Annotated in this window: 20 protein-coding genes; 19 read left to right on the forward strand and 1 reads right to left on the reverse strand. The window is 68.6% G+C overall.

All coding sequences use genetic code 11. The features are described from left to right. The first annotated feature begins 1 nt into the window (after window position 1). From E6K79_06520 to E6K79_06575, 12 genes are read left to right on the forward strand one after another with little or no spacing between them, the layout of a single operon-like run. The gene (locus E6K79_06520; protein TMQ64688.1) at window positions 2–523 is read left to right on the forward strand and encodes a gamma carbonic anhydrase family protein; all 522 of its coding nucleotides are present in this window, start codon (window positions 2–4) and stop codon (window positions 521–523) included. Then, on the forward strand, window positions 510–2,000 hold the full coding sequence (locus E6K79_06525; GenBank protein ID TMQ64689.1) for an amino acid ABC transporter substrate-binding protein: 1,491 nt from the start codon (window positions 510–512) through the stop codon (window positions 1,998–2,000). The genes E6K79_06520 and E6K79_06525 overlap by 14 nt, the downstream gene beginning before the upstream one ends. A 53-nt stretch (window positions 2,001–2,053) precedes the next feature. Continuing rightward, the gene (locus tag E6K79_06530; GenBank protein TMQ64690.1) at window positions 2,054–3,283 is read left to right on the forward strand and encodes an ABC transporter substrate-binding protein; all 1,230 of its coding nucleotides are present in this window, start codon (window positions 2,054–2,056) and stop codon (window positions 3,281–3,283) included. 28 nt (window positions 3,284–3,311) lie between these two features. Continuing rightward, window positions 3,312–4,217, forward strand: coding sequence for a branched-chain amino acid ABC transporter permease (locus E6K79_06535; GenBank protein ID TMQ64691.1), 906 nt, complete (start codon window positions 3,312–3,314; stop codon window positions 4,215–4,217). Then, window positions 4,198–5,205, forward strand: a complete 1,008-nt coding sequence (locus tag E6K79_06540) for a branched-chain amino acid ABC transporter permease (GenBank protein ID TMQ64692.1) — start codon at window positions 4,198–4,200, stop codon at window positions 5,203–5,205. The genes E6K79_06535 and E6K79_06540 overlap by 20 nt, the downstream gene beginning before the upstream one ends. Continuing rightward, entirely contained in the window at window positions 5,202–5,993 is a 792-nt protein-coding gene (locus E6K79_06545; GenBank protein TMQ64693.1) for an ABC transporter ATP-binding protein, read from the forward strand. The genes E6K79_06540 and E6K79_06545 overlap by 4 nt, the downstream gene beginning before the upstream one ends. Before the next feature lie 2 nt (window positions 5,994–5,995). Further along, entirely contained in the window at window positions 5,996–6,706 is a 711-nt protein-coding gene (locus tag E6K79_06550) for an ABC transporter ATP-binding protein (protein ID TMQ64842.1), read from the forward strand. Further along, entirely contained in the window at window positions 6,631–8,136 is a 1,506-nt protein-coding gene (selA, locus tag E6K79_06555) for an L-seryl-tRNA(Sec) selenium transferase (protein ID TMQ64694.1), read from the forward strand. The genes E6K79_06550 and selA overlap by 76 nt, the downstream gene beginning before the upstream one ends. Further along, window positions 8,133–9,755: a hypothetical protein gene (locus tag E6K79_06560; protein TMQ64695.1), complete on the forward strand. Its 1,623-nt coding sequence runs from the start codon at window positions 8,133–8,135 to the stop codon at window positions 9,753–9,755. The genes selA and E6K79_06560 overlap by 4 nt, the downstream gene beginning before the upstream one ends. 3 nt (window positions 9,756–9,758) lie before the next feature. Beyond that, window positions 9,759–13,514 carry a chromosome segregation protein SMC gene (gene smc, locus E6K79_06565; GenBank protein ID TMQ64696.1) on the forward strand — a complete coding sequence of 1,252 codons (3,756 nt, stop codon included), beginning with the start codon at window positions 9,759–9,761 and terminating at the stop codon, window positions 13,512–13,514. 6 nt (window positions 13,515–13,520) lie between these two features. Then, window positions 13,521–14,465: a signal recognition particle-docking protein FtsY gene (gene ftsY / locus E6K79_06570; protein ID TMQ64697.1), complete on the forward strand. Its 945-nt coding sequence runs from the start codon at window positions 13,521–13,523 to the stop codon at window positions 14,463–14,465. Window positions 14,466–14,468: 3 nt separating this feature from the next. Beyond that, window positions 14,469–15,185, forward strand: a complete 717-nt coding sequence (locus tag E6K79_06575; GenBank protein ID TMQ64698.1) for a DUF1295 domain-containing protein — start codon at window positions 14,469–14,471, stop codon at window positions 15,183–15,185. Between the two features lie 13 nt (window positions 15,186–15,198). Here the strand turns inward: E6K79_06575 and E6K79_06580 are convergent, their stop codons facing one another. After that, window positions 15,199–17,085, reverse strand: a complete 1,887-nt coding sequence (locus E6K79_06580; GenBank protein ID TMQ64699.1) for a GGDEF domain-containing protein — start codon at window positions 17,083–17,085, stop codon at window positions 15,199–15,201. On the opposite strand from E6K79_06580, the gene E6K79_06585 reads away from it, so the two are divergent. From E6K79_06585 to nuoF, 7 genes are all read left to right on the forward strand, one after another. Continuing rightward, on the forward strand, window positions 17,084–17,389 hold the full coding sequence (locus E6K79_06585; GenBank protein TMQ64700.1) for a hypothetical protein: 306 nt from the start codon (window positions 17,084–17,086) through the stop codon (window positions 17,387–17,389). The two genes, E6K79_06580 and E6K79_06585, sit on opposite strands and share 2 nt — an antisense overlap. A gap of 52 nt (window positions 17,390–17,441) precedes the next feature. Next, entirely contained in the window at window positions 17,442–19,778 is a 2,337-nt protein-coding gene (locus tag E6K79_06590) for a sigma-54-dependent Fis family transcriptional regulator (GenBank protein TMQ64701.1), read from the forward strand. Window positions 19,779–19,875: 97 nt separating this feature from the next. Beyond that, entirely contained in the window at window positions 19,876–20,331 is a 456-nt protein-coding gene (nuoI, locus tag E6K79_06595; GenBank protein ID TMQ64702.1) for an NADH-quinone oxidoreductase subunit NuoI, read from the forward strand. 41 nt (window positions 20,332–20,372) lie between these two features. Further along, window positions 20,373–21,119, forward strand: a complete 747-nt coding sequence (locus E6K79_06600) for a ZIP family magnesium transporter (protein TMQ64843.1) — start codon at window positions 20,373–20,375, stop codon at window positions 21,117–21,119. Between the two features lie 105 nt (window positions 21,120–21,224). Next, window positions 21,225–21,731: an NADH-quinone oxidoreductase subunit B gene (locus tag E6K79_06605; GenBank protein ID TMQ64703.1), complete on the forward strand. Its 507-nt coding sequence runs from the start codon at window positions 21,225–21,227 to the stop codon at window positions 21,729–21,731. 14 nt (window positions 21,732–21,745) lie between these two features. Beyond that, a complete protein-coding gene (gene nuoD / locus E6K79_06610; protein ID TMQ64704.1) occupies window positions 21,746–22,936 on the forward strand; it encodes an NADH dehydrogenase (quinone) subunit D in 1,191 nt (396 codons plus the stop codon). After that, entirely contained in the window at window positions 22,937–24,220 is a 1,284-nt protein-coding gene (gene nuoF / locus E6K79_06615; GenBank protein TMQ64705.1) for an NADH-quinone oxidoreductase subunit NuoF, read from the forward strand. The last annotated feature ends 4 nt before the right edge of the window (window positions 24,221–24,224 follow it).

Raw genomic sequence — 24,224 nt, forward strand, 5'->3', positions numbered from 1 at the left:
CGTGATCGCCCCGCTCCGCGGGCGGGCTCCGGTCGTCCCCGCGTCCGCCTTCATCGCGCCCACCGCCGTCGTGGTGGGCGACGTCATTTTGGGGGAGGAGTCGTCGGTATGGTATGGATCGGTCCTCCGCGGGGACGTCGGACCGATCCGAGTCGGGGCTCGAACGAACATCCAGGACGGCTGCATCCTCCACGTAACAGGCGGGCGCTCCGGGCTCACCGTCGGGAGCGAGGTCACGGCCGGCCATCGCGCGATTCTCCACGGCGCGACGATCCGCGACCGCTGTCTCATCGGAATGGGGGCGATCGTGCTCGATGATTGCGAGATCGGGGAGGAGTCGCTCGTCGCCGCGGGGTGCGTCGTGCTGGAAGGAACGATCGTGCCGCCCCGCTCCTTTGTAGCCGGCGTGCCGGGCGTTATCCGGGGCGCCATTCCGCCCGCCATTCACGCGCGGCTGCGCGAATCCGCTCGCCACTACGTCGAGCTGGCCCGCGAGCACGCGGCCCTCCATGCGGCGCGCTGACCGGTTCCGCGCCCTGGCGGCGACGGGCGGCTTCGTTGGCGCGGCGGCCCTCCTTGCCTCGCTCTGCGGCGGGGCGTCCGCTCCCGCCTCTCCGCCCGCTCCGAAAGCGGCGGCGCCCGCCACGGCTGCGCCCACCGCGACGGCGCCCACGACGATCGTCGACCGCCACTATCCCTCGAACCGCGCCGGGGAGCTCAAGGCGCGGCTCCTCGAGCGCCCCAAGGATTCCGCCGCCGCGGCCTGGGCCCTCGAGTACGCGTCGTCGCCGGAGGTTGCGAGGCTCGACCCGATGACCCGCGCGGCGGAGCGCGCCTGGGCCGCGCGCCTGGGCCTCGCCGCGGCCCCGACCGACTCAGCCAGGAAAGTGCTTCAGGACATCGTCGACTCGATGGAGAATTGCCCACTCGATTCGGTCGCCATCAAGCGGGCCGCCCAGGGGCTCACGCGGATCGGGATCGTCGTTCCGCTCTCGGGTCGCTACGAGCGCTTTGGGAAGACCTTCGTGAACGGCCTCCGCGTCGCGATGGAAGAGCACAACCGCGATTGGTCCCCGACGCTCAACCTGATCCTCCACGATTCCGAGGCCGATCCCCTCGTGGGCGCCCGAAAATCGCGATGGCTGCTCAAGGATCACGGCGTGTCGCTCCTGGTCGGCGAGATCTTCAGCGCCAACACCGCGCCGCTCGCCGCCGCGACCCAGGTCCTGGGCGCCATCCTGATCTCGCCTTCGGCCACGAACGAGCGCCTCGCGATCCTCGGCGACGGGGTCTTCCAGCTCCACATCGGTCCCGCCGCCACGGCGGCGGCGCTCGCCCGGCAGATGGCCGGCGAGTCGCCGCACTCCACGATCGCGATCCTCGCGGCCCGGACGCCGGACGACTCCGCCCAGACGATCGCCGTCGTGAAGGCGTGCGATTTCTCGGCGGTCCGCGTGCTCGGGACCCGGTGGGTGAAGGAGGAAACCGCCGATTTCACGAAGCCGCTCCAGGCGCTGAAGAGCAAACGCCCCACGGCGCTCGTCCTGATCGGACCTCCACGGATGGTCGGGAACGTGGGGGCGCAGATTCGCACCGCCTGGCCCGACGCGCGCATCCTGGGCTTCCAGTCGCTCGATCCGGAGGGATTGAACGAGGAGGCGCGCGCCGGCCTGGAGGGAGCCACGATCTTCATGGACGATTACGCGCTGGAGGGCGCCCCGCGGGATTCGTTCCAGACGCGATACATCCACGTGTTCCGGGAGCCGCCCACGCGCATGTCGGTCCGGGGATACCTCACCGGCCTCGCCATCGATCGGGCGATCGAGGCGGGGTGCGTGACCGCGTCCCAGCTTCGGGAGGCCCTTCGGAGCCAGGTCTATGAGACGCCGGAGGGGCGCAAGCTGCGCGCGCTCCGCCCGGTCGTGCCCGCCTTCCCGGAGCGCCTCGTGATCCGCGCAGGGAAGGCCGTCCCCTTCCAAGACGCGCCGGTTGAGCCTTGAATCCGGCAGGTCGTTCGGCTAGGGTGGCCCCCTAGGATTCGCAGGAAAGTCCTATGGATTGCAAACACTTACGCCATGGAGGCTCGAAGATGATCCGGCTTCGGACATCCCTGCGGCCCGCCGTCGTGCTCGCGCTCGCCGCGGCGACGGTTCTGGGCTGCGCCAAGCGAGAGAACGAGATCGTCATCGGAGAGTACGGCTCGCTGACCGGCAGCACGGCGACCTTTGGCGTCTCGACCAAGAACGGGATCGAGCTCTACGTCGACAACGTAAACGCCGCGGGCGGCGTGGGAGGAGCCAAGCTCCACGTCATTGTCGAGGACGATCAGTCGAAGCCCGAGGAGGCGGCCACGGCCGTGAACAAGCTGGTCGACCAGGACGGCGTCGTCGCGGTCCTGGGGGAGGTGGCCTCGAGCCGCAGCATGGCGGCGGCCCCGATCTGCCAGCAGGCGGGCGTTCCGATGATCACGCCCTCGTCCACGAACCCCAAGGTGACCGAGCTGGGCGACTACATCTTCCGCGTCTGCTTCATCGATCCATTCCAGGGACAGATGATCGCGAAATTCGCCAAGAGCACGCGCGGGCTGACCAAGGCCGCGGTCTTCCGCGACAACAAGAACGACTACTCGGTCGGGCTCGCGAACTACTTCTCCGAGGCATTCCACGCGATGGGCGGGGCCATCGTCGCCGACGAGGCCTACTCCGAAGGGGACCAGGACTTCCGAGCACAGCTCACCGTCATCAAGGCGAAGCATCCGCAGTTCATCATGGTCCCCGGCTACTACACCGAGGTCGGGCTGATCGCGCGGCAAGCCCGCGAGCTGGGGATCACCGTGCCGCTCCTGGGTGGAGACGGCTGGGTGTCGGATCGTCTGCTCGAGATCGCGCAGGATGCGCTGAACGGTTCCTACTTCGTGAATCACTACTGGGTGGAGGATCCCAACCCGGCGATCCAGAAGTTCGTGACGGAGTACCGCGCGCGCTACAACGCCACCCCGGACGGCCTCGCCGCGCTCGGCTATGACGCCGCGGGCGTGCTCACGAGCGCGCTCGAGCGGCTTCGCCAGGAGGATCCGGCCGGGTTCAAGGCCCTGTGCGGGCCGCGGAGCGACAAGCAGAAGCCGGCCCGCGCCAAGCTCCGCGACATGATCGCGTCGACGAAGGACTTCCCGGGCGTGACGGGGCGGATCTCCCTCGACGCTTCGCGGAACGCGGTCAAGCCCGCCGTGTTCCTCGGGATCGAGAACCGAGCGTACAAGTACGTCGCGGCGGTCGAGCCCTAGACCGCCGCGGCGATATCCCAGCCCCCACGTGCAGGAGCTCTTCCAGCAGCTCGCAAACGGGATCGCGTGGGGAAGCATTTACGCCCTCATCGCGCTGGGATACACGATGGTCTACGGGATCCTGCGCCTCATCAACTTCGCGCACGGCGACGTCTACATGGTGGGGGCGTTCGTCGCGTACTACCTCGCCCTCTGGACCGGCGCGGGCGGCGCCAACGCCTCGCCGTTCGCCGCCGTTCTGGTGCTCCTCGGCGCGATGCTCGTCTGCGCCATCCTGGGAATGGCGATCGAGTTCTTCGCGTACCGGCCGGTCCGCCGCTCCTCTCGCATCACGGCGCTCATCACGGCGATCGGCGTTTCGCTCCTGCTCGAAAACGTGGGGCTCCGCGTGTTCGGCGCCGACCCCAAGTTCTTTCCGCAGCTGATCGCGCCGCGCCGGATCGAGCTTCCCGGCGGCGTCCTCGTGACGAACCACCAAATCACGGTGGTCGTGGTGTCCATTCTCCTCATGATCGGGCTCACCCTCTTCGTCCAGCGGACGCGGACTGGGAAGGCGATGCGGGCCGTATCGTTCAACCGGGACGCCGCGAGCCTCATGGGGATCCCCGTGAACCGCATCATCACGATCACGTTCGCGATCGGATCGGCCCTCGCGGCCGCGGCCGGCGTGCTGGTGGGGCTCACGAATCCCAAGATCGAGCCCCTCATGGGGATCATGCCCGGGATCAAGGCGTTCGTCGCCGCCGTGCTCGGCGGAATCGGGAGCGTCCCGGGCGCCGTGATCGGCGGACTCCTGATGGGCGTCTCGGAATACCTCGTGGTCGGGTACGTCTCCTCCACCTACCGGGACGGGATCGCGTTCGTGATCCTCATCCTCGTGCTCCTGATCAAGCCGGCGGGGCTCCTGGGAAGGAATGTCGCAGAGAAAGTTTAGCCTGGGGCGCCGCGTCCTCTGGACCGCGGGGACCCTCCTCGCGGCCTGGGCGCTCGACCGGATCGCCGCCCAGGCGGTCAACCCGTACATCTATCGAATCCTCGTGCTCTGTGGGCTCAACGCGATCCTCGCGCTCAGCCTGAACCTCGTGAACGGGATCACCGGCCAGTTCTCGATCGGACATGCCGGATTCATGGCGGTCGGCGCCTACACCTCGGCCGCGTTCACGGTCTACGCCGTGCCGAAGCTCTTCGGAGTCGATGCCGCGGAGGGAGGGCTCGGCGCCGCCTTCCCGCTCCTCTGCGCGATCCTCCTCGGCGGAGCGTGCAGCGCGGTCGCTGGATTTCTCGTGGGGCTCCCTTCGATGCGGCTCCGCGGCGACTACCTGGCGATCGTGACGCTCGGGTTCGGGGAGATCATTCGGGTCGTCATTCTGAATGTCGAGGCGGTCGGCGGCGCGCGCGGATTCGCGGGGGTTCCGCACCGGACCAATCTCGCGTGGGTGCTGGGCGGCGTGCTCGGCACGTTCGTCGTCATACGCCACCTGATGCGCTCCTATCACGGGAGGGCGTTCCTCGCGATCCGCGAGGACGAGATCGCGGCCGAGTCGCTCGGCGTGCCGACGACGAGGTACAAGGTCATGGCGTTCGTCATCGCGGCCTTCTTCGCGGGCGCGGCGGGCGCTCTCTTCGCCCACTACACGTATCTCCACACGAACAGCTTCACGTTCATGAAGTCGATCGAGGTGATCGTGATGGTGGTGCTTGGAGGCATGGGGAGCCTGACGGGCTCTCTCCTCGGCGCGACCATTCTGACCGCGCTCCCCGAGGCGCTCCGCTTCGCGAGCTCCGATCGCCTCATCATCTATTCGATTCTCCTCATCGTTCTCATGATCGTGCGGCCGCAGGGGATCCTGGGCCGCGGCGAGCTCTCCGTCCGAGGGCTCACCCGGCTGTGGAGGCGGCCGCGGCCGGCCGGGACGCCATGAATACTGCTCCCGTCCCCGCCGTCAGCGCGATCCTCGCCCTTCGCGGCGTGACCTGCATGTTCGGCGGGCTCAAGGCCGTCTCGGATCTGGACCTCGATCTTCCGCCGGGCATTCTGGCCGGGCTGATCGGGCCGAACGGAGCGGGGAAGACCACGGTCTTCAACCTGATCACGGGGGTCTACACTCCCACCGAGGGGGAGATCGTCTTCGAGGGGAAGCCGATCCACGGGCGCCCGACGAGCGCGATCGCCCGCGGCGGGGTGGCGCGCACGTTTCAAAGCCCCCGGCTCTTCGCGGAGCTGACCTGTCTCGACAACGTCCGCATCGCCTGCCACACGCATGCGCGCGCCCGGCTCCTCGACAGCGTGCTCGAGACCCAGCGCTCGGTGGACGAGGAGGCCGACATCCTCCAGCGCTCCGACGCGCTGCTCGAGACGTTCGCGCTCTCCCAGTATCGCGACTCGCCGGCGCGCAGTCTTCCGTACGGCCAGCAGCGCCGTCTTGAGATCGCCCGCGCCCTCGCGGCCGAGCCGCGGCTGCTGCTCCTCGACGAGCCCGCGGCCGGGCTCAACCCGCAGGAAACCCAGACGCTGATGGAGCTGATCCGCCAAGCGCGGGAGTTCTACGGGCTCACCGTGCTCCTGATCGAGCACGACATGAAGGTCGTGATGGGAATCTGCCAGCGGATCACGGTGCTCGACTACGGCGTCAAGATCGCGGAGGGGGACCCGGATCGGATCCGGAGCGACCCCGCCGTGATCGAAGCCTATCTGGGAGAAGGACCGTGATCCTGCTCGAGCTCGAGGCGACGCACGTCCACTACGGGGCGATCCACGCGCTCAAGGGAGTCTCGATCTCGGTCGAGGAGGGGCAGATCGTCACCCTGGTCGGCGCGAACGGGGCAGGGAAGAGCACGACCCTCCGCGCGATCTCGGGCCTATTGAAGCCCAGCGCCGGCGCGATCCGCTATCGCGGGAATTCGATCGCGGGGCGTCCCGCCCACGAGATCGTGAAGCTCGGGATCTCCCACGTTCCCGAGGGTCGGATCGTCTTCGCGAATCTCTCGGTCGGCGACAACCTCGACCTGGGCGCCTACCTCCGCCGGGACCGCGCCGGGATCGCCGAGGATCTGAAGCGGATCTTCCGCCTCTTCCCGCGGCTCGAGGAGCGCCGGCGTCAGCCGTCCGGGACCCTGAGCGGCGGCGAGCAGCAGATGCTCGCGATCGGGCGGGCCTTGATGGCCCGGCCGAAGCTGCTTCTCATGGACGAGCCCTCCCTGGGGCTGGCGCCACTCCTGGTTCGAGAGATCTTCGCGGTCATCCGGGAGATCCGCGGGCAGGGGACGACGATCGTCCTGGTGGAGCAGAACGCGCGGATGGCGCTGGCGGTGGCCGACCGGGGCTACGTGCTCGAGACCGGACAGGTCTGCCTCGCCGATCGGGCCGACGCGCTCCTGGCCAACCCGTCGGTCCAGGCCGCGTACCTGGGAGGGGCGGCGTGAGCGCGGGCGGCGCGCGGCGGAACGGGGCGCGCGGCAAGCTCCGCGCGATCCCCTCGGTCGAATCGCTTCTCCAAACCCAGGCGCTCGCCGAGCTCGGGGCGCGCGTTCCGCGGAGCGTCGTGGTGGGGGCCGCGCGCGAGACGCTCGCCGCTCTGCGCGACTCGCTCCGCCGCGGCGCGCAGGGCAGCGCGCCCTCGGTCGAATCGCTTGCGGCCGAGACACGGCGCCGCGCGGAGCAGAGCCTCGTCCCGAGCTTGAAATCGGTGATCAATGCGACCGGCGTCATCCTCCACACGCACCTGGGGCGCGCGACCCTCCCCGAAACCGCGGTCGCCGCGGTTACCGAGGCGGCCCGCTCGTACACGAATCTGGAAATCGATCTGGAGAGCGGGAAGCGCGGCTCCCGCATGGCCCATCTGGAGCCGCTCCTCCGCCAACTCCTGGGCGCGCCCGCGGTCCTCGTCGTGAACAACAACGCCGCGGCGATGCTCCTGGCTCTGAACACGTTGGCTTCCGGCCGGGAGGCGGTGATCTCCCGGGGTCACTTGGTCGAGATCGGCGGCTCGTTCCGGATTCCCGAGATTCTCGAGCGGGCCGGAGCGACCCTCCGCGAGGTCGGGACGACGAACCGGACCCGGCTCCGGGACTACGAAGGCGCCATCGGGCCCAAGACCGGGCTCCTCCTCCGGGTCCACGCCAGCAACTTCGCGATCGTCGGGTTTTCCGAGAGCGTGTCCCGCGAGGATTTGGTCCGCCTCGCCCGACGGAAGAAGATTCCGCTGCTCGAGGACGTCGGAAGCGGGGCGCTGATCGATCTGAGACAGCTCGGGCTTCCGGAGGAGCCGCTCTTGAAAGAAGCTCTGGCCGAAGGGGTCCCCTTGGCGTGCGCGAGCGGCGACAAGCTCCTCGGCGGTCCTCAGGCGGGGATCCTCGCCGGGACGAAACGGATGATCGAGGCCTGCCGCGCGAACCCGATGGCGCGCGCGCTCCGCGTCGACAAGCTCACGCTCGCCGCGCTCGAAGCCACGCTCCGTCTCTATCGCGATCCGGAGACGCTCCGCGCCGCGGTCCCGGTGCTCCGGATGCTGGGAGAGCCCGCGGACACCGTGCGCGCCCGCGCGCGGCGCGTGGTGCGCGGTCTCGGTGCGGAACTCGCTGTCCTGACGGGCGCGGAGGTGATAGCCTCCACCGCCGAGGTGGGGGGAGGCTCGATGCCGCTCGCGCGCGTGCCTTCCTACGCTGTATCGGTACGCGCGCCGCGGGGGAAGATCGCCGATCTGGCGCGCGCGCTGCGCCTGGGTCCCGATCCGGTTCTCGGTCGGATCGAGGCAGATCGGCTGCTCCTCGACATGAGGACCGTCGCGAAAAGCGAAGTGCCGCGGCTGATCGCGTCGCTCGTCCGGGCGTCTCGGGAGGGGGAACAAGGGTGATCGAAGCGGACGTCGAGCGCTACACGGATCCACAGGCCTTCGCGCGCGAGGTCAACCTTCCGCTTCTCGGGATCTCCAGCGTCGACCCGGTGCCCAGCGGTGCGGGCGTCTCCGCGATGCTCGGGATCCTGGCCCCGCCCGCCCTTTCCTCGGTGGTCGACGGTCTCGTGGAAACCCGCCAAACCCTGACGCTCCGATCCCTCCTTCTGGCCGGCTTCCCCGACGATCCCGAATGCTTCGCGACAGGGCTGGCCCTGGCGCGCGAATGGAGCCGCCGCGGCCTCAAGGTCGCGGTCGTCGACCTCGACTTCTGGAATCCTACCGTCGTCCGCCCACGGCCCCATCCGAACGAAGGCTTCGTCGACATGCTGGAGTACGGCTGCTCGTTCCGCCGGGTCGCCTGGGAGATCGTGGCGGACGGACTCTGGCTGGTCGGCCCCGGGAGTCACCCTCCCGACGAGACCCGGATCGCGGACCATCGCGACTGGGAGCGCGCTTCCCGCGGCCTGGCGGCCCACGTGGCCGTGACCCTCTTCGTCGCGCCCCTCCTCGACCGGCGCGGCTTTGTCGGAAAGCTGTCGAAGCGGATGGACGGGGTGCTGTTGGCGGCTTCCGTCGCGCGTGTCGGCCGCGCCGAGCTGCGAGATGCCTTCCTAGAGCTTTGGGGATCGGACGCTCCGATCATCGGATGCGTCGGGATCGAGCCGTCGATGCAGCCGGCCCCGACGATCGCGCCGGTTCGCAGGGCGGGGGACGCTCCCACTCCGGCGCCTCCGGCCGCGACGGTTGCTCCGACGCCTCCGGCCGCGACGGTTGCCCCGACGCCTCCGCCCCCGGCGGTCCCGGCCATGCCTCCGGCTCCGGCGCCCGATTCGGTGCATACGGTTCCGGTGGGCGCGTGGGACGCGCCTCCTCCGCGCCGCGACTTTCCCGAGCCGCCGCCCCGACCGATTCCTTCGCGCGCCGCGATCGAGCCCGGCCCGTCCGCGACTCGAGGCGAGGACCGGGATCACGCCGATCTCACGGCCACCCTCGATCGGGAAGTCCGCTACGGAGGGAGAAGGCGAACGCGGGGTCGGCGCTCCAATACGGGGCTCTTGGTCGGGATCGGCGTCGGTCTCGTGGTCGCGGCCAGCGTTGCCGTCGTCGTGTCGCGCCAGCCCCGGCTGCCTCTGAGCAGGGAGACCCTTCCGGCGGGCACGGAGGAGGTGCAGCCCGCGCCGTCGGAGTCCGCTCCTCCCGCCGACCAGGGCGGAGGAGAATCGTCAGCTCCGCTCGCGGGCAGCGCGGGCGCGACCTCGCCATCGTCTGGCACGTCCGCGGGCGCCGCGGGAAGCGCCGAGAGCGGGGTCATTCCGCCCTCCGCGCCGACGCCGGATACGCCGTTCCGCGTCCACGTCGCCTCATTCAAGTCCGAGGACAAGGTGCGTGGACTGGTCCGCCAGCTCCGGCTCCGCGGCGCGGACGCCTGGTATGAGCCGGCGCCCACCGCGTCGGGATACTACCGGGTCTTCGTCGGACACTTCGCCACCGAGGCCGAGGCGCGAGCCCACGCGCGGTGGCTTCTCGAGAACGGCTGGGTCGACCGGGCTGAAGCCTACCCTTCGACTCCGAGGTAGCGTGTGTTCCTAAAACGGCTCGACATCCAGGGATTCAAATCCTTCCCCCAGCGCGTCCGGGTCGAGTTCGGCCCCGGCATTACGTCGGTCGTGGGACCGAACGGCAGCGGCAAGACGAACATCGTCGAGGCGATCCGCTGGGTGCTGGGCGAGCAGAACATGCGTCACCTCCGCGGGGATACGCTGGAAGACGTGATCTTCACGGGGTCGGCGCACCGCAAGCCGCTCGGCATGGCGGAAGTCTCCCTCACGATGGTGAACAACCGGGGCGTTCTGCCTTCGGAATACACGGAGGTCATGATCGCCCGGAGAACGTTCCGGAGCGGGCAGAGCGAGTACTCGATCAATCGGAACGCGTGCCGGCTCAAGGACGTCCGCGAGCTCTTCCTGGACACCGGGATGGGATCGCACGCCTATTCGCTGATCGAGCGAGGCATGGTCGACAACGTGCTCTCCGACGAGAGCGGGCACCGGCGGTTCCTCTTCGAGGAAGCGGCGGGCATCATGCGGTACAAGACCCGGAAGAAGGAGGCGCTCCAGAAGCTCGACCTCACGCTCACCGATCTCACGCGCGTGAGCGACATCATCGCGGAGATCGAGAGGGAGGTTCGCTCCCTCGCGCGGCAGGTGGGCAAGGCGCGCCGCTACGGGCGGCTCAAGGATGAGATCCGCCGGATCGATCTCGGCCTCGCGAAGGAGGAGTACGACCGGATCGCGAAGGAGACGGGCGCCCTCCGCGACGAGCGGGCGGGAGCCGAGAATCGCCGCGCCGCGATGGGAGGCGTTCTCGCGCGTCACGAAGCGGAGCTGGAGCAGCACAAGCTGGAGCTCCTGAAGCGCGAGGGGGAGGTCCGCCTCGCTCAGGAGGCCCTGAGCGAGCACGAAGCGCGCGGGGCGTCGCTTCTGAACGAGGTCGCGGTGCTCCGCGAGCGGCGCGCCGGCCTGGTCGAGAAGCTGGAGCACGCCCGCTCCGAATCGAGCCGGCTTCGGCAGAGCGTCGAGGAAGTCCGCTCGCATGCGGAGCGGCTGACCGCGGAGCGCGCGCGTCTCGATCAGACCCAGGCGGAGCGCGACTCCGAGGAGCGGCGTCTCTTGGCCAAGCTGGCCGGGCTGGGCCCCGATCTCGAGCAGCGCCGCACCGCGCTCGCGGAGAGGAAGCAGCTCTCCCTCGATCTCTTCGAAGCCCGCGTGCTTCAGGAGAGCTCGGCCCGCGCGTGGAAGGAAAAGCGCGCGGAGCTCGCCAACCGGCGCGAGGAGCTCGGCAAGCAGCGCGCATCGCTCGCCCTCGAAGAGGAGACCCTGCGCGCCGGGCTTCAGGGGATCGAGCGCTTGATGACGGGAACGGCCGCGGAGGTGGAGCGCGCGAAGGCGGGCGTTCAGGCGGCCCTCGCCTCCATCGCGGAGGCGGAATCGAAGATCGCGGAGCAGGACGGGTTGGAAATGCGGGCCCGGGAAGCGCAGGCGGCCCTCGAGGCGCGCCATGCGACGCTCCGCGAGCTCAAGGAGCGCTACGAAGGCTACGACGCGAGCGTTCGCTGGCTGGTCGCGGGGCCGAGCCGGCCGGCGAGGATCCTCGGCACGGTGGGCGACGTGCTCCAGGCCTCCGGCGAGTGGCTCACCGCGCTCGAGGCGGCCCTGGGCGAAGCCGTGCAGTTCATCGTGGCCGAGCGGACCGACGCCGCCCTCCAGGCTCTTCAGGCGCTGGAGGGGAGCGGCGAGGGCCGCGCGACGTTCATCTCCCTCGACCGACTCTCCCGTTTCCGGGTCACGCCCCTCTCCGATGAAGTCTCGCAAGCGCCCGGCGTGCTCGGGCCGCTTCTCGACCACGTGCGATTCGAGCCCGGCTACGTCGCGCTCGCGTCGTTCCTTCTCTCCGGCGTCGTCGTGGTCGACTCGATCGAGGCGGGGCTCAAGCTGAACGAGCGCTTCGCCGCCGAGAGGCTGCACTTCGTCACGCGGCGCGGGGAGCGGGTCGTCGGCCCGGGAATCTTCCACGGCGGAAGCGGCTCCACTCGCGCCGGGTCGGTGCTCCGCCGCGAGGACGAGCTGACCGGGCTCGCCGGGGAGATCGAGGCCTCCGCCCGCGCCCTGGCCGGGACGGTCAAGGTCTCCGAGCAGTTCCGCCAGGTCCGCGCCGCGGCCGTGGCCGAGTTGGAGGAGGCGAATCGGACCCTCGCCGTCGCGGAGCAGGCCCATCGCGCCCAGGAGTCGAGGCGGGCGGAGCTCACGATCCGCGGAGACGCGATGGTCCAGATGGCGGGCTCGCTGGCGGCGTCGCTTGCGGCCGTCGAGGCCGAGCACACGCGCGCCCTCGCCGAGACGGAGAGCGCCATGGCCGCACTCCAGACCGCCGACGAGGAGCGCGGACGCGTGGACGGCATCCTCGCCCAGGAGGAGACGGCGGTCCGCGAGATCGAGCTGGAGCGGGAGCGGTCGGTCGCCCAGCACGCGGAGGCCCGCATCGAGGCGACCCGTTCGCGCGCCGCGGTCGAGTCGAGCCTCAAGGAGATCGAGCGGCTCATGGCGAGCGCCGCCGAGGCCGAGCGCGACATCCGGAGCCGAGATGAAGAGGCGGCGCTCACCGAGAAGCGCATCCAGGAGACCGACGCCCTCAGCGCCCAGCGCGAAGGCGAGCTGGCCCAGGAGGTCGAGCGAAAGACGGAGCGGGAGATGATCCTACAGAAGTCGCGCGACCGGTTCGGGGAGGTGATGGGCCTCGCCGACGACTTCGAGGCGCGCACCCGCGAGCACCGGCGGGAGCACGCCGAGCTGACCGAGCGGCTCCATCGCGCGGAGCTCGAGCAGGCCGAGGCCGACGGCGACAACCGCCGCCTCATCGAGCGGATCCGGAATGAATACGAGGTGGATCTGGCGACCTACGTGCCGCCGGTCGAAGGCGCGATCGCGGAGGGCGAATCCGGCGCGGAGAATGCGCTCGCCGAGGTCGAGGATGTGGATGTCGAGGCGGAGGAGGGTCGTGTTCCGGACGAGGCGATCGTCGACCGCGGGGCAGCCTCCGACACGTCCCCGGGGGCGGCTCCCGTCCTAGCCGGCGCGCCGCGGGAAGACCGCGAGGCCAGACTCCGATTCCTCGGCGAGAAGCTCCGCGCGGTGGGGCCGGTCAACCTGCTCGCGCTCCAGGATTACGATGAGCGGCGCGAGCGGCTTCGCTTCCTCACGGGGCAGAGGCAGGATCTCGACGACGCCCGCCAGTCGCTCCTCGAAGCGATCCAGAAGATCAACGGCACCGCCTCGCAGCTCTTCCTGGACACGTTCGCCCTGGTGAACACGAACTTCCAGAAGGTGTTCACCTCGCTCTTCGAGGGAGGAGAGGCCGCGCTGCTCCTGACCGGGGAAGACCCGCTCGAGGCGGAGATCGAGATCCTCGCGCGCCCGCGCGGCAAGAAGCCGCAATCGCTCTCCCTCCTCTCGGGAGGCGAGAAGGCGCTCACCGCCATAGCACTCCTCTTCGCCATCTATCTCGTCAAGCCGAGCCCCTTCTGCATCCTCGACGAGGTGGACGCGCCGCTCGACGACGCCAACATCGACCGATTCGTCCGTCTACTCCGCGAATTCAGCGAGAAGACCCAGTTCATCGTCGTGACGCACAACAAGAAGACGATGGAGGTGGCCGACTGCCTCTACGGCGTCACGATGGAGGAGCTCGGGGTCTCGAAGCTTGTCTCCGTCCGCTGGAATCGGGAGCGACCGGCCGAGATCGAGCCCGCACCGGAGGAGCTCGCGCCGGTCGAATCGTAGGGCGCCGTGTCGTTCCTCGACAAGATCACGCAAGGCCTGCAGAAGACCCGGGACGCGCTCTTCGGCCGGGTCGCCTCGGTCTTCCAGCCGGGGCGCCAGCTCACCGATGAGGACTACGAGACGCTCGAGGCAGCCCTCCTGCGCTCCGACGCGGGGCCCGCCACCACGGACAAGATCCTCACGGGCGTGAAAAACCGTCTCTCTGATTCCACGTTCTCCGGCGACCCGCTCGATGCCATGCGTGCCGAGATCGAGTCCCTACTGCGAAACGGGGGCCGCGGGATGGCGGAGGGGACCGTTTCTTCACCCCGTGTCCCCGGAGCCATCCCGCGGCCCCATATCACATTAGTCATCGGCGTCAATGGCACCGGCAAGACGACGACCATTGCGAAACTGGCCAATCGCTACAAGCAAGGTGGGGAATCCGTGTTGCTCGTCGCTTGCGACACCTTCCGCGCGGCGGCGGCGGACCAGCTCGAGATCTGGGCCGAGCGGGCGGGCGTGGAGATGGTGAAGCAGAAGCCGGGCGCCGACCCGGCCGCGGTCGCGTTCGACGGCATGGCGCGCGCGAAGAGCCGGAACGTCGACCGGGTGATCGTCGATACGGCGGGGCGGCTCCACGTGAAGTCGAACTTGATGGCGGAGCTGGAGAAGATCCGCCGTGTGATCGAGAAGGCGCTGCCGGGAGCGCCCCACGAGACCCTCCTCGTGCTGGACGCCACGGTGGGGCAGAACGGGCTCGCGCAGGCCCGCGAGTTCGACCGCGCGCTCAAGCTGAGCGGGATCGCGTTGGCCAAGCTGGACGGCACGGCGAAGGGCGGTATCGTGCTCGCGGTCGCCGACTCGCTCCGGACGCCGATCCGGTGGATCGGAGTGGGCGAGGGGCTGGACGATTTGATCCCCTTCGATCCCGCCGAGTTCGCCGCCGGCCTGATCCGGGTCGAGGGCTGATCCATGCAATTGGCCGAGGAGCTCCGACGCGCGGGGGACTGGCTCTTTCGACGCCGAAGCTATCTCCCCTTGTTCCTCCTCGTCCTCGTCCACGTGGACATGCTGCACTTTTCCTATTTCCGGGGCAGCCACGAGTGGGACCGGATCTGGGAGCTCTTCTGCCTAGGCGTCTCGCTCGTCGGCGTCGCCATCCGGGTCATGACGATCGGCTACCGGCCGCACGGAACCTCGGGCCGCAACACGCGCGGCCAGGTCGCGGAAACGTTGAACACCGACGGGATGTATTCCGTAACGAGGCACCCGCTCTATCTGGGCAACTACTTCAACTGGCTCGGCCTCGCGCTCTTCACGCACGACTGGTGGCTTCCGATCATCGTCACGCTCGCCTTCTGGCTTTATTACGAGCGCATCATGTTCGCGGAGGAGGCGTTCCTCCACGAGAAGTTCGGCGAGACCTACTCGCTCTGGGCCGCGCAAACGCCGGCGTTCTGGCCGCGGCTTCGGAGCTGGCAGCCGCCGGCGCGTCGTTTTTCCTGGGGCACGGTGCTTCGGGGCGAGTATTCGGGGCTCTTCGCGATCGTGGCCGTCTTCACGTACATGGAGCTGCTCGGCGACCTCGTCGTGGAACGGCGGCTTACGATCGACGGAATGTGGGTGGGGATCTTCGCCGTGAATCTCATGCTCTACCTGACGCTCCGCACGCTGAAGCGGCGCGGGTAGCCCGCGCCAAAGCCTACTCGCCCGCGAACACGCCCTGATTCTTGCCGCGCTCCTTCGCGATTCGGAGGTGAGCGTTCGCGCGCGCCCAGAGCTCGTGGGCGAGCTTTTCCCGCTGGGGGCGGTCCAGGCCGCGGGAGCGATCCCAGGTTACCGGTACGTCGGCGGGGAAGAGGGCGCCCCCCAAGCTCATCGTCACGCGAACGGCGTTCTCGCGGCCGTCCAGGCCAGGCACGACGATCGCCATGTTCTGCACCTTGAGCCGAAGTCGCTCGCAGATCTCCTTCGCTTCGGCCTTCGTCGTGGCGGCGCTCAAGATCAGCGCGAACTCCTCGCCGCCCCAGCGCGCGACCGTGTCGAACGGCCGGACGCTCGAGGCCAAGGTCTGGGAGATCTCCCGCAGCACCACGTTCCCGGCTTCGTATCCGTAGGTGTCGTTGACGCGCTTGAAGTCGTCGATGTCGGCGATGATGAGCGACATGGGCCGCTCCTCGCGGTAGGCGCGCGCGAGCTCGTGGTCCAGCTGGCGTCCGAAGTACGGGCGGTTGTAAATCCCGGTGAGCTCGTCGACCATGACGAGCATCCCGAGCTTCCTCAGGGTCAGGAGCAGGTCGGTGGCGTGCTCCCCGACGACGGTCAGGATTCCGATCCGCTCGTCGGTGAAGAATCCGGGGGTCTTGCTCCAGGCCTCCAGCGCGAACAGGAACGGAGATCCCGGCTCTCCCACGCGCGCCATCGCGAACGAGCGGTGCTCCCCGGACCCGGGTCGCGGCGAATAGGGCGCGATCGCGAGATGCACCGTGGCGTCCATCGCCTCGGCGTCGACCATCGTCTGCACCGTTCCCGGCTCGGAGAAGTCATGGACGTAGACCGGGAGGGCGCGCTTCGCCACCCATTCCTCGGCGAGCGCCCGGTTCCAGGGCTCTCCCTCGCTGACCGGCTGCACGTGGCGCGGCTCCTCGACGCCCCGGTTGAGCGCGAAGAGGCGCGTTTCGTCGCACTCGAGGACCTGGCGGGCGGACGCGAGGATCGTTCTCAGGATCTCGCCCACGTCGGTCTGGAGATATTCGAGATTTCGCTCGTCGCGCGTGAAGAGCTTTCGCTCGACGGCGATCAGGTGGGAAAGACTGCGGTAGAGGAGCCGGCTTCGCGCGTGCCAGTGGGGCCGTGAGACCCGGACCAGCTCCTCGGCCGGGGTGTCCTCCCGCGCGGCAAGGAGGAAGGTCTCGCCCGACGCGGGAATCCGGTATCGCACGTACGGCTTCCCGTCACGCTGGAAGCGATCCACCCGCTCGAGCGCGCCGGAATCGAGAAGGCGCTCCGCGATCTCGAACGCGATCTGATCGCGGCGCTCGTCGTCGATCCCGGTCAGGGTGAGCTCGATCAGACGCTTCCGATCTTCGGGGGCGGCCTCGTGGAGCGAGAGCGACGAAAGGAATGCCGTGCGGATGCGGTTTGCTTCGTTCATTCCCCTACGTCTCGGATGCGCGCGCTCGGATGGACGGGAACAGACGCCAATTATAGCACATAGCGCCCTCGGGCCGCTGCCCGCCCCTCGCGGCGGACCGCCGCCCCGAGCGTCTAAGACCTTTTTGGGCTTGCGTTTGACCTGAGACTTTGCTACCGTTCGGTTGCGTAGCCGGAGTGCCTGCCCACGGAAAGGGTGCGCGCGTGGCTTCCAAGCCCACATCGAAATCCAATCGCGCTCGCTACCCATCCCCGGGGCCGGCAGCGCCTTTCGTTTCCCTGGCCGCGTCCATTCCCCATGTAGTGGCATTCTCGGAGCGTGCCGCTTCGGCCGCTCAGGAGCGAACAAAATGGACAAATCGGTTACAACACGCCATGGCGAGTCCCCACCCCCAGCTCGCCGCATCGTCGCCGGAGACGCGGAGGTGGTCTCCATGAAGATCCAGAGGTCGGGCGGCTTCCGGTTGCTCGCGTGGACCGGGACGGCACTCTTGCTCGCGGTCCTCGGCGGAGCGCCACGGGACGCGGAGGCGCGGCTCTACAAGCCGAATGAGCCGCCGTATCCGGATGGCGATCCCACGGCGGACGATCAGCCGAGCCCGACGCCCAAGCTCAACCGGAACGTATCGGCACACATGCAGGGGAGCGCAAACGCCCTTGTCGGGAAGGCCGGCTTCTCGTACGGCCGCCTGATCTGGCTCTCGTACGTTCGCACGTGGATCCGAATCATCGTTCTTTGATGCGGCTTTAAAACCAACACCGGGGCGGGCGAGTGCCCGCTCCTGAGGTCTCATGATCGACGACAAGAGGCCGCGGAGCGACACCGGCGGCTTCCTCCTCAAAATCGACGATCTTCTCGCGCACGCGCGATTCTCCGCGGTCCTGGACGCGGTCGCGGAGATCAGGGCAACCGGGCCCCTCCCGGAGGCGCTGGAGACCCCGCTGCTCCTGGCGCGCTGCCGGGCCCTCCTCGGGCTGGGCCGGTGGAAGGAAGTCGGGGAGATCGCCGAGAAGAAGCTGAGCGAGCTCTACGCGCTCCACCCCGACGACAAGCGCGCGCTCCTCGAGTTCCACATCGCCGCCGGCCGCGCCGTCTGGCGCATCGGCCGGCCGTCCCGCGCGGAGGAGCACTTCCGCGCGGCCTATCACATCAGCAGGTGGGATTTCGAGGACACCGCGGGAATGCTGCGCTCCCGGAATCTCCTCGGCCTCTGCTTCCTGAGCGCGGGCGAGTTCCACCGCGCGGTCGGCGAGTTCGCGCGCGGCCAGCTTCAGGCGCGCGACGCGGGCCTCTATCACGAAGAGGCGTCGTTCTCGCTCAACTTGAGCATCGCATTGGCGAAGCTCGGACGACTCGAGGAGGCCGACCAGGGCCTCGCCCGCGCGCGGACTTTGTTCGGCGAGCGCGGGCACTCTCGAGGCAAGGTGCAGGCGCGCCTCTTCCACGCGTTTCTCCTACGAATTGCCGGCGACCTCGCCAAGGCGGACACGCAGGTGCGGGGAGCTCTCTCGGAAGCCGAGGAGCACGGTTTCGAGCGCGAGCAGATCATCGCGCTCGAGTACCTGGGCGACCTCGCCCTCGACCGCCACGAGAATCAATCGGCCATCGAGAGCTACGATCGCGCGCTCGTCCACGCGGAGAAGCTGGCGCCCGAGGGAGACCTGGTGCCGGAGCTGAGTCGCCGGATTGCCGAGATCCACGTCCGGATCGGGGAGCCGAACCGGGCGTTGATCACGTGCGAACGCGGGCTCCGCGTCGCGAGAAGGATCAACGACCGGTTCGAAGAGGCCGCGACGTACCGCGTGATGTCGATGGCGCACCTCCTGCTGTCGCACCGGGAGAAGGCGATCCGGACGGCGCACGAAGGCATCTTGCAGCTGCGGAAGCTGGAGGCGCTGTACGAGCTCACGCGCCTCCTCGTCTGGGCGGGCGAGATCCTGCTCACAGGCGGGGACGCCGAAGAGCGGCGCGCGGCCCGCGACTATCTCTGGGAGGCGCGCAGCCTCGCCATGTCGATGAAGCTCGACCACTGGGTCGAGCGCGTCGAGAAGATCCTGGGCGTGGAGATCGCGTCCCTTCCGGTTGTCGTCCCCGCGCCGGAGGGGGTATCCGCGGGAAGCGACGCGCCGCCGCGGGGCGCCGACCCCGGCTGCTTCAAGCTCGGCGTCGTCACTCAGGATCCGCGGCTGATCGACCTGGTGCGGATCCTCGAGCGCGCCTCGAGCAGCCGGCTGCCGATCCTGATCCTGGGGGAGACCGGCACCGGCAAGGAAGCGCTGGCCCGCGCGGCGCACTCGTTGAGCGACCGGTCGGGTCACGTCTTCGTCGTGGGGCACTGCGCCGCGCTCCCCGACGGCCAGCTCGACATCGAGCTCTTCGGACGGGATGCGGCGGGAGGGCCTGGCGGCGAGCGCGCACGGGCCGGGCTCTTCGAGACGGCTCACCGCGGGGTGATCTTCCTCGATGAGGTGAGCGAGCTCTTGACCGCCGCCCAGGCGAAGCTTCTGCGCGTGATCGAGATGGGCGAGCTCCGCCGCGTGGGCGGCATGGGACTCCGCCAGGTGGACGCGCGCGTCATCGCGGCGTCCACTCGCGATCTGGGGGGCCTCGTCCGGCGGGGGCTCTTCCGCGACGATCTCTACTATCGGCTGAACGGGATCCGCCTCGAGGTCCCGCCGCTCCGGGAGCGACCGGGCGACATCGAGCTGATCGGCCGCTACCTGCTCGAGCGCGCCTGCGTGCAGGCACACAAGACCGTCACGCTGAGCGAATCGGCGTGGGCCTACCTCATGTCGTACGCTTGGCCCGGAAACGTCCGGGAGCTTCGAAACGTCATCGACCGGGCCGTGGCCCTCGCCCAGGACGGCGACCGGTGCCGCGCGGAAGCGGTCCAGGTTCAGATCCCGGGACGCAATGGGGCCCGGCACGGGCAGGCCGGTGCGCGCGGCGCTGGCCGCCCCGCTTCCGCCGACGAGCGCGACATGATCCTGAACGCGCTTCGCACGCACGGCGGAAATCAGTCGGAGGCCGCCCGCAGCCTGGGCGGAATGAAGCGCACGACCCTCCTCTACAAGATCAAGAAGCTCGACATCCGCCCCGAGGAGTACGGACACTCCACCGGCGCCTGATCCGCTCCGACGCGCCCCCCGCGCTTGACGGCCCCGTCGGCGCCCCCTACACTTCGAGGCTCATCTTTAGCTCCGTAAACCCGACGAGGTGCGCCGCATGGTCGCCGAGCTGATGAAGGGCCTTTCGATCACCCTGTCGCACTTCTTCAAGAAGCCGGTCACGTTGAAGTACCCGGACGTGAAGATGAAGATGTATCCGCGCTTCCGCGGGCTCCACGAGCTCCACCGCTACGAGAACGGCCTGGAGCGCTGCGTCTGTTGCGGCCTCTGCGCCGCGGTGTGCCCGGCCGACGCGATCTACATGGAAGCCGCCGAGAATACCCCGACCCTCCGCTTCTCGGCCGGGGAGCGGTACGCCAAGCGCTACGAAATCGACATGCTCCGCTGCATTTTCTGCGGCTACTGTGAGGAAGCCTGCCCCGAGGACGCCATCTTCCTGGGGCACAACTTCGAGCTCTCCGACTACTCGCGCGACGCCTTCATCTACTCGAAGGAACAGCTTCTGGTGCCCCTGGGCACCACGAACACGCCCGGCATCGTCCGCGGCAGATAGCGAGGCCAAGGCGGTGAGTGACCCGATTGTCTGACGGGTGGATGCTGGCCGCCGCCTTCGGGGTGGTCGCCGGGCTCGCCAATGTCGTCGGGGGATGGCTCGCGGTCGGGCGCCAGGGATGGGACCGCGTCCGCCAGAGCTACTTCGTCGCCGCGGGCGCGGGCTTCATGCTCGCCGCCGTATTTCTCCGCATGGTGCCCGAGAGCTACCGGCTGATCGCCGCGCGCGGCGGGGCGCCGCTCGGCGTGGGTACGCTCATCCTCGTCGGCTACCTGATCGTCCACGCTGCGGAGCACGTCCTCGTCGGGCACTTCCATTTCGGCGAGGAGACGCACCGCGAGCACTGGGTGGAGCCGGTCGTGGGCACGACCGCCCTGATCGGCCTGCTCCTCCACACGCTGCTCGACGGCGTCTCCATCGGCTCCGGGTTTCTCATCCGGCCCTCTCTGGGGATCCTCATCGCCATCGCGATCATCCTGCACAAGGTCCCCGAGGGGTTCACGGTCGGGTCGATCATGGTGGCTGCGGGCCGGTCGCGCCGGGAGGCCGTCATGAGCGCCGCGTGGCTGGGAATCGCCACGGTCGTAGGCGTGGTCACGATCTCCTTCTGGTCGGGGCTCGTCGTCTACGCGCTCCCGCTCTCGGCCGGAGCGGCGCTTTACGTCGCGGCTTCCGACCTGATCCCAGCCGTGAACGAGGCGAAGGGGATCGGGATGGCCCTCGGCGTCTTTGGCGGAGTGCTTTTGTTCTATATCTCGGAGTCGATTCTCGGGAGCCTGGGGTTGTGATTGATTTCACAGGCTCCGATTGATACGCTCGGGGGTGCGGTTCAGTTTCTGGCGCCGGGGCCGCGGTTTTCCGGCGCCCGTTTCAACCGAGGCAGGTGATCCCACATGGGTTTAGAAGAGCTCGTACCGGACGGTATTCTCACCACGACCGTCGACAAGATGGTCAACTGGGCACGCCGCTCCTCGCTCTGGCCGGCCACGTTCGGGCTGGCCTGCTGCGCCATTGAGATGATGGCGACCAGCGCTTCACGCTACGACCTCGCGCGGTTCGGCGCGGAGGTGTTTCGCGCCTCCCCGCGCCAGGCGGATCTCATGATCGTCGCGGGACGCGTGAGCAAGAAGATGGCGCCGGTGCTGAAGCGCATCTACGATCAGATGCCGGAGCCCAAGTGGGTGATCTCGATGGGCGCGTGCGCTTCGTGCGGCGGCGTCTTCAACGACTACGCCATCGTGCAGGGCGTCGACACGGTGGTCCCGGTGGATGTCTACGTCCCCGGATGCCCGCCGCGCCCCGAGGCCCTGATCTACGGCATCATGAAGCTTCAGGAGAAGATCGACAAAGATCACGTCCGGCCCGTTTCCGCTCCTCCCGCACCCTCCGCCGGCGCCTAGAGCGTTTCACCGGGATGTCCACCGCGCTCGCCTCCCCGGAGTTCAAGACCCTCACCATCAACATGGGGCCGCAGCACCCGTCGACCCACGGGGTGCTCCGCCTGGTCATCGAGCTGGACGGCGAAACCGTTGTCTCGCTCAAGCCCGTGATGGGATACCTCCACACCGGCATGGAAAAGATCATGGAGTCGAAGACCTATACCAAGTCGATCACGGTCACCGACCGGATGGACTACCTCTCACCGCTCGGGAACAACATGGCCTACGTGGGCGCGGTGGAGCGGATCATGGGTCTCGAGATCCCCGAGCGCGCGCAGGTTCTGCGCGTGATCCTGCTGGAGCTCACCCGGATCTCCTCGCATCTCGTCTGGCTCGGGACGCATGCGATCGATCTCGGCGCCATGAGCGTGTTCCTCTATTGCTTCCGGGAGCGCGAGAAGCTCCTGGACGTGAACGACATGGTGGCGGGCTCCCGCCTGACGCCGAGTTACTTCCGCGTGGGCGGCTTCTATCAGGACGTCCCCGACGCGTTCGTTCCGTTCGTGAAGAAATTCTGCGACGAGTTCCCGGTCGCTCTCGGGGAGTACCAGAACCTCCTCAGCAAGAACCGGATCTGGATGAATCGAACGATCGGCGTCGGCACGATCAGCCCGGAGCAGGCGCTCCAGCTGAGCGTGACCGGTCCCACGCTGCGAGGCAGCGGCATCGCCTACGACGTGCGAAAGACCCAGCCCTACTGCGGCTACGAGACCTACGAATTCGAGACGCCGCTCGGGCGAAACGGCGACGTCTACGACCGCTACCTCTGCCGCATCGAGGAGATGAAGCAATCGCTCAAGCTCGTCCGTCAGGGACTCGACCGGCTTCGCCCCGGGACCGTTCGAGCGGACAACCCGTATCTCTTCCCGGCGAACCGCGAGGACGTGAAGAAGGGGATGGAAGAGCTGATCTTCCACTTCAAGATCATGTCCGAGGGATTCCGCGCCCCGACCGGGGACGCCTACTTCGCGATCGAGTCGCCCAAGGGAGAGCTGGGATTCTACGTCGCGAGCGACGGGGGTCCTCTCCCGTATCGCGTGCGGGTGCGCCCTCCCTCGTTCATTAATCTTCAAGCCCTCGAGGGCATGAGCATCGGACGCATGGTCTCCGACGTCGTCGCGTGCATCGGGAGCATCGACATTGTGCTGGGGGAGGTGGATCGCTAGATGAGCGCGAACGGACGCGTGCTGATGGCGACGGTCGACCTCCCGGGTTCCCACACCCTCGAGGTCTACAGGAAGCACGGGGGCTACGAGGCCCTCGCGGCGGCGCTCACGAAGCAGCCCGAGGAGATCATCGACGTCGTGAAACGCTCCGGACTGCGCGGCCGCGGCGGCGCGGGGTTCCCGACCGGCACCAAATGGGGGTTCGTCCCCAAGTCGACCGACAAGCCGAAGTATCTCTGCGTGAACGCCGACGAGAGCGAGCCGGGGGCGTTCAAAGACCGCCTCCTCTGCGCGAAGGATCCGCATCAGGTCCTCGAGGGGACCGTGATCGGGGCCTACGCGATCGGAGCGCGCCGGGCCTACATCTACATCCGCGGGGAGTTCGCCGAGGAAGCGCGGATTCTCCAGTCGGCGATCGACGAAGCGCGGGCGGCCGGCCTGGTCGGGAAGAACATCCTGAACTCGGGCTTCGACTGCGACGTGGTGATGTACTTGGGCGCGGGCGCCTACATCTGCGGCGAGGAAACCGGCCTGATCGAATCGATCGAGGGGAAGCGCGGCGAGCCTCGGCTCAAGCCTCCGTTCCCCGCGGTCGTCGGCCTCTTCGGCTGTCCCACGGTGGTGAACAACGTGGAGACGCTGGCCTGCGTGCCGCACATCGTGAAGCGCGGCTGGGAGTGGTTCGCCTCGATCGGCCCCGAGCGGAACTCCGGCCCCAAGCTATATGGGTTGAGCGGGCACGTGAATCGTCCCGGCGTCTACGAAGCGCCCATGGGCATTCCGCTGCGCGCGCTGATCGAGGAATACGGCGGCGGGGTGCCCGGCGGACGGCCGGTGAAGGGGGTCATCCCCGGAGGGGCCTCGTGCCCGGTCCTGACCGGCGACGAGATCGACATCCCGATGGACTTCGACTCGCTCACCCGCGCCGGATCGCTCTTCGGCACAGGGACGCCGATCGTCATGGACGATACGACGTGCATGGTGCGCGCGGCGTGGATCACGGCGCGCTTCTTCGCCCACGAGTCGTGCGGGCAGTGCACGCCCTGCCGCGAGGGATGCGGCTGGCTCCAGCGCCTCCTCTGGAAGATCGAGACCGGAAACGGCGTCGAGCGCGACCTCGACATCCTTCTCTCGGTCACGGATGAGATCGAAGGAAACACGATCTGCGCGCTGGGCGACGCGGCGGCATGGCCCGCGCGCGGCTTCGCGAAGAAATTCCGGGACGAATTCCTGCAGCATATCCGCGAGAAGCGCTGTCCGATCGGCAGCGGCTCGCTCCACTAGGGGA

The organism is Candidatus Eisenbacteria bacterium, assembly GCA_005893305.1.
Classification (GTDB): Bacteria; Eisenbacteria; RBG-16-71-46; order SZUA-252; family SZUA-252; genus WS-9.

What these genes read in the sequence shown, in the direction of transcription:
- nuoD (TMQ64704.1), top strand. Translation starts at nt 21,746, where the DNA reads ATGTCCACCGCGCTCGCCTCCCCGGAGTTCAAGACCCTCACCATCAAC.
- nuoF (TMQ64705.1), top strand. Translation starts at nt 22,937, where the DNA reads ATGAGCGCGAACGGACGCGTGCTGATGGCGACGGTCGACCTCCCGGGT.
- E6K79_06605 (TMQ64703.1), top strand. Translation starts at nt 21,225, where the DNA reads ATGGGTTTAGAAGAGCTCGTACCGGACGGTATTCTCACCACGACCGTC.
- E6K79_06575 (TMQ64698.1), top strand. Translation starts at nt 14,469, where the DNA reads ATGCAATTGGCCGAGGAGCTCCGACGCGCGGGGGACTGGCTCTTTCGA.
- nuoI (TMQ64702.1), top strand. Translation starts at nt 19,876, where the DNA reads ATGGTCGCCGAGCTGATGAAGGGCCTTTCGATCACCCTGTCGCACTTC.
- E6K79_06600 (TMQ64843.1), top strand. Translation starts at nt 20,373, where the DNA reads ATGCTGGCCGCCGCCTTCGGGGTGGTCGCCGGGCTCGCCAATGTCGTC.
- E6K79_06530 (TMQ64690.1), top strand. Translation starts at nt 2,054, where the DNA reads ATGGATTGCAAACACTTACGCCATGGAGGCTCGAAGATGATCCGGCTT.
- E6K79_06540 (TMQ64692.1), top strand. Translation starts at nt 4,198, where the DNA reads ATGTCGCAGAGAAAGTTTAGCCTGGGGCGCCGCGTCCTCTGGACCGCG.
- E6K79_06585 (TMQ64700.1), top strand. Translation starts at nt 17,084, where the DNA reads ATGAAGATCCAGAGGTCGGGCGGCTTCCGGTTGCTCGCGTGGACCGGG.
- E6K79_06545 (TMQ64693.1), top strand. Translation starts at nt 5,202, where the DNA reads ATGAATACTGCTCCCGTCCCCGCCGTCAGCGCGATCCTCGCCCTTCGC.
- E6K79_06525 (TMQ64689.1), top strand. Translation starts at nt 510, where the DNA reads ATGCGGCGCGCTGACCGGTTCCGCGCCCTGGCGGCGACGGGCGGCTTC.
- E6K79_06590 (TMQ64701.1), top strand. Translation starts at nt 17,442, where the DNA reads ATGATCGACGACAAGAGGCCGCGGAGCGACACCGGCGGCTTCCTCCTC.
- E6K79_06580 (TMQ64699.1), bottom strand. Translation starts at nt 17,085, where the DNA reads ATGGAGACCACCTCCGCGTCTCCGGCGACGATGCGGCGAGCTGGGGGT.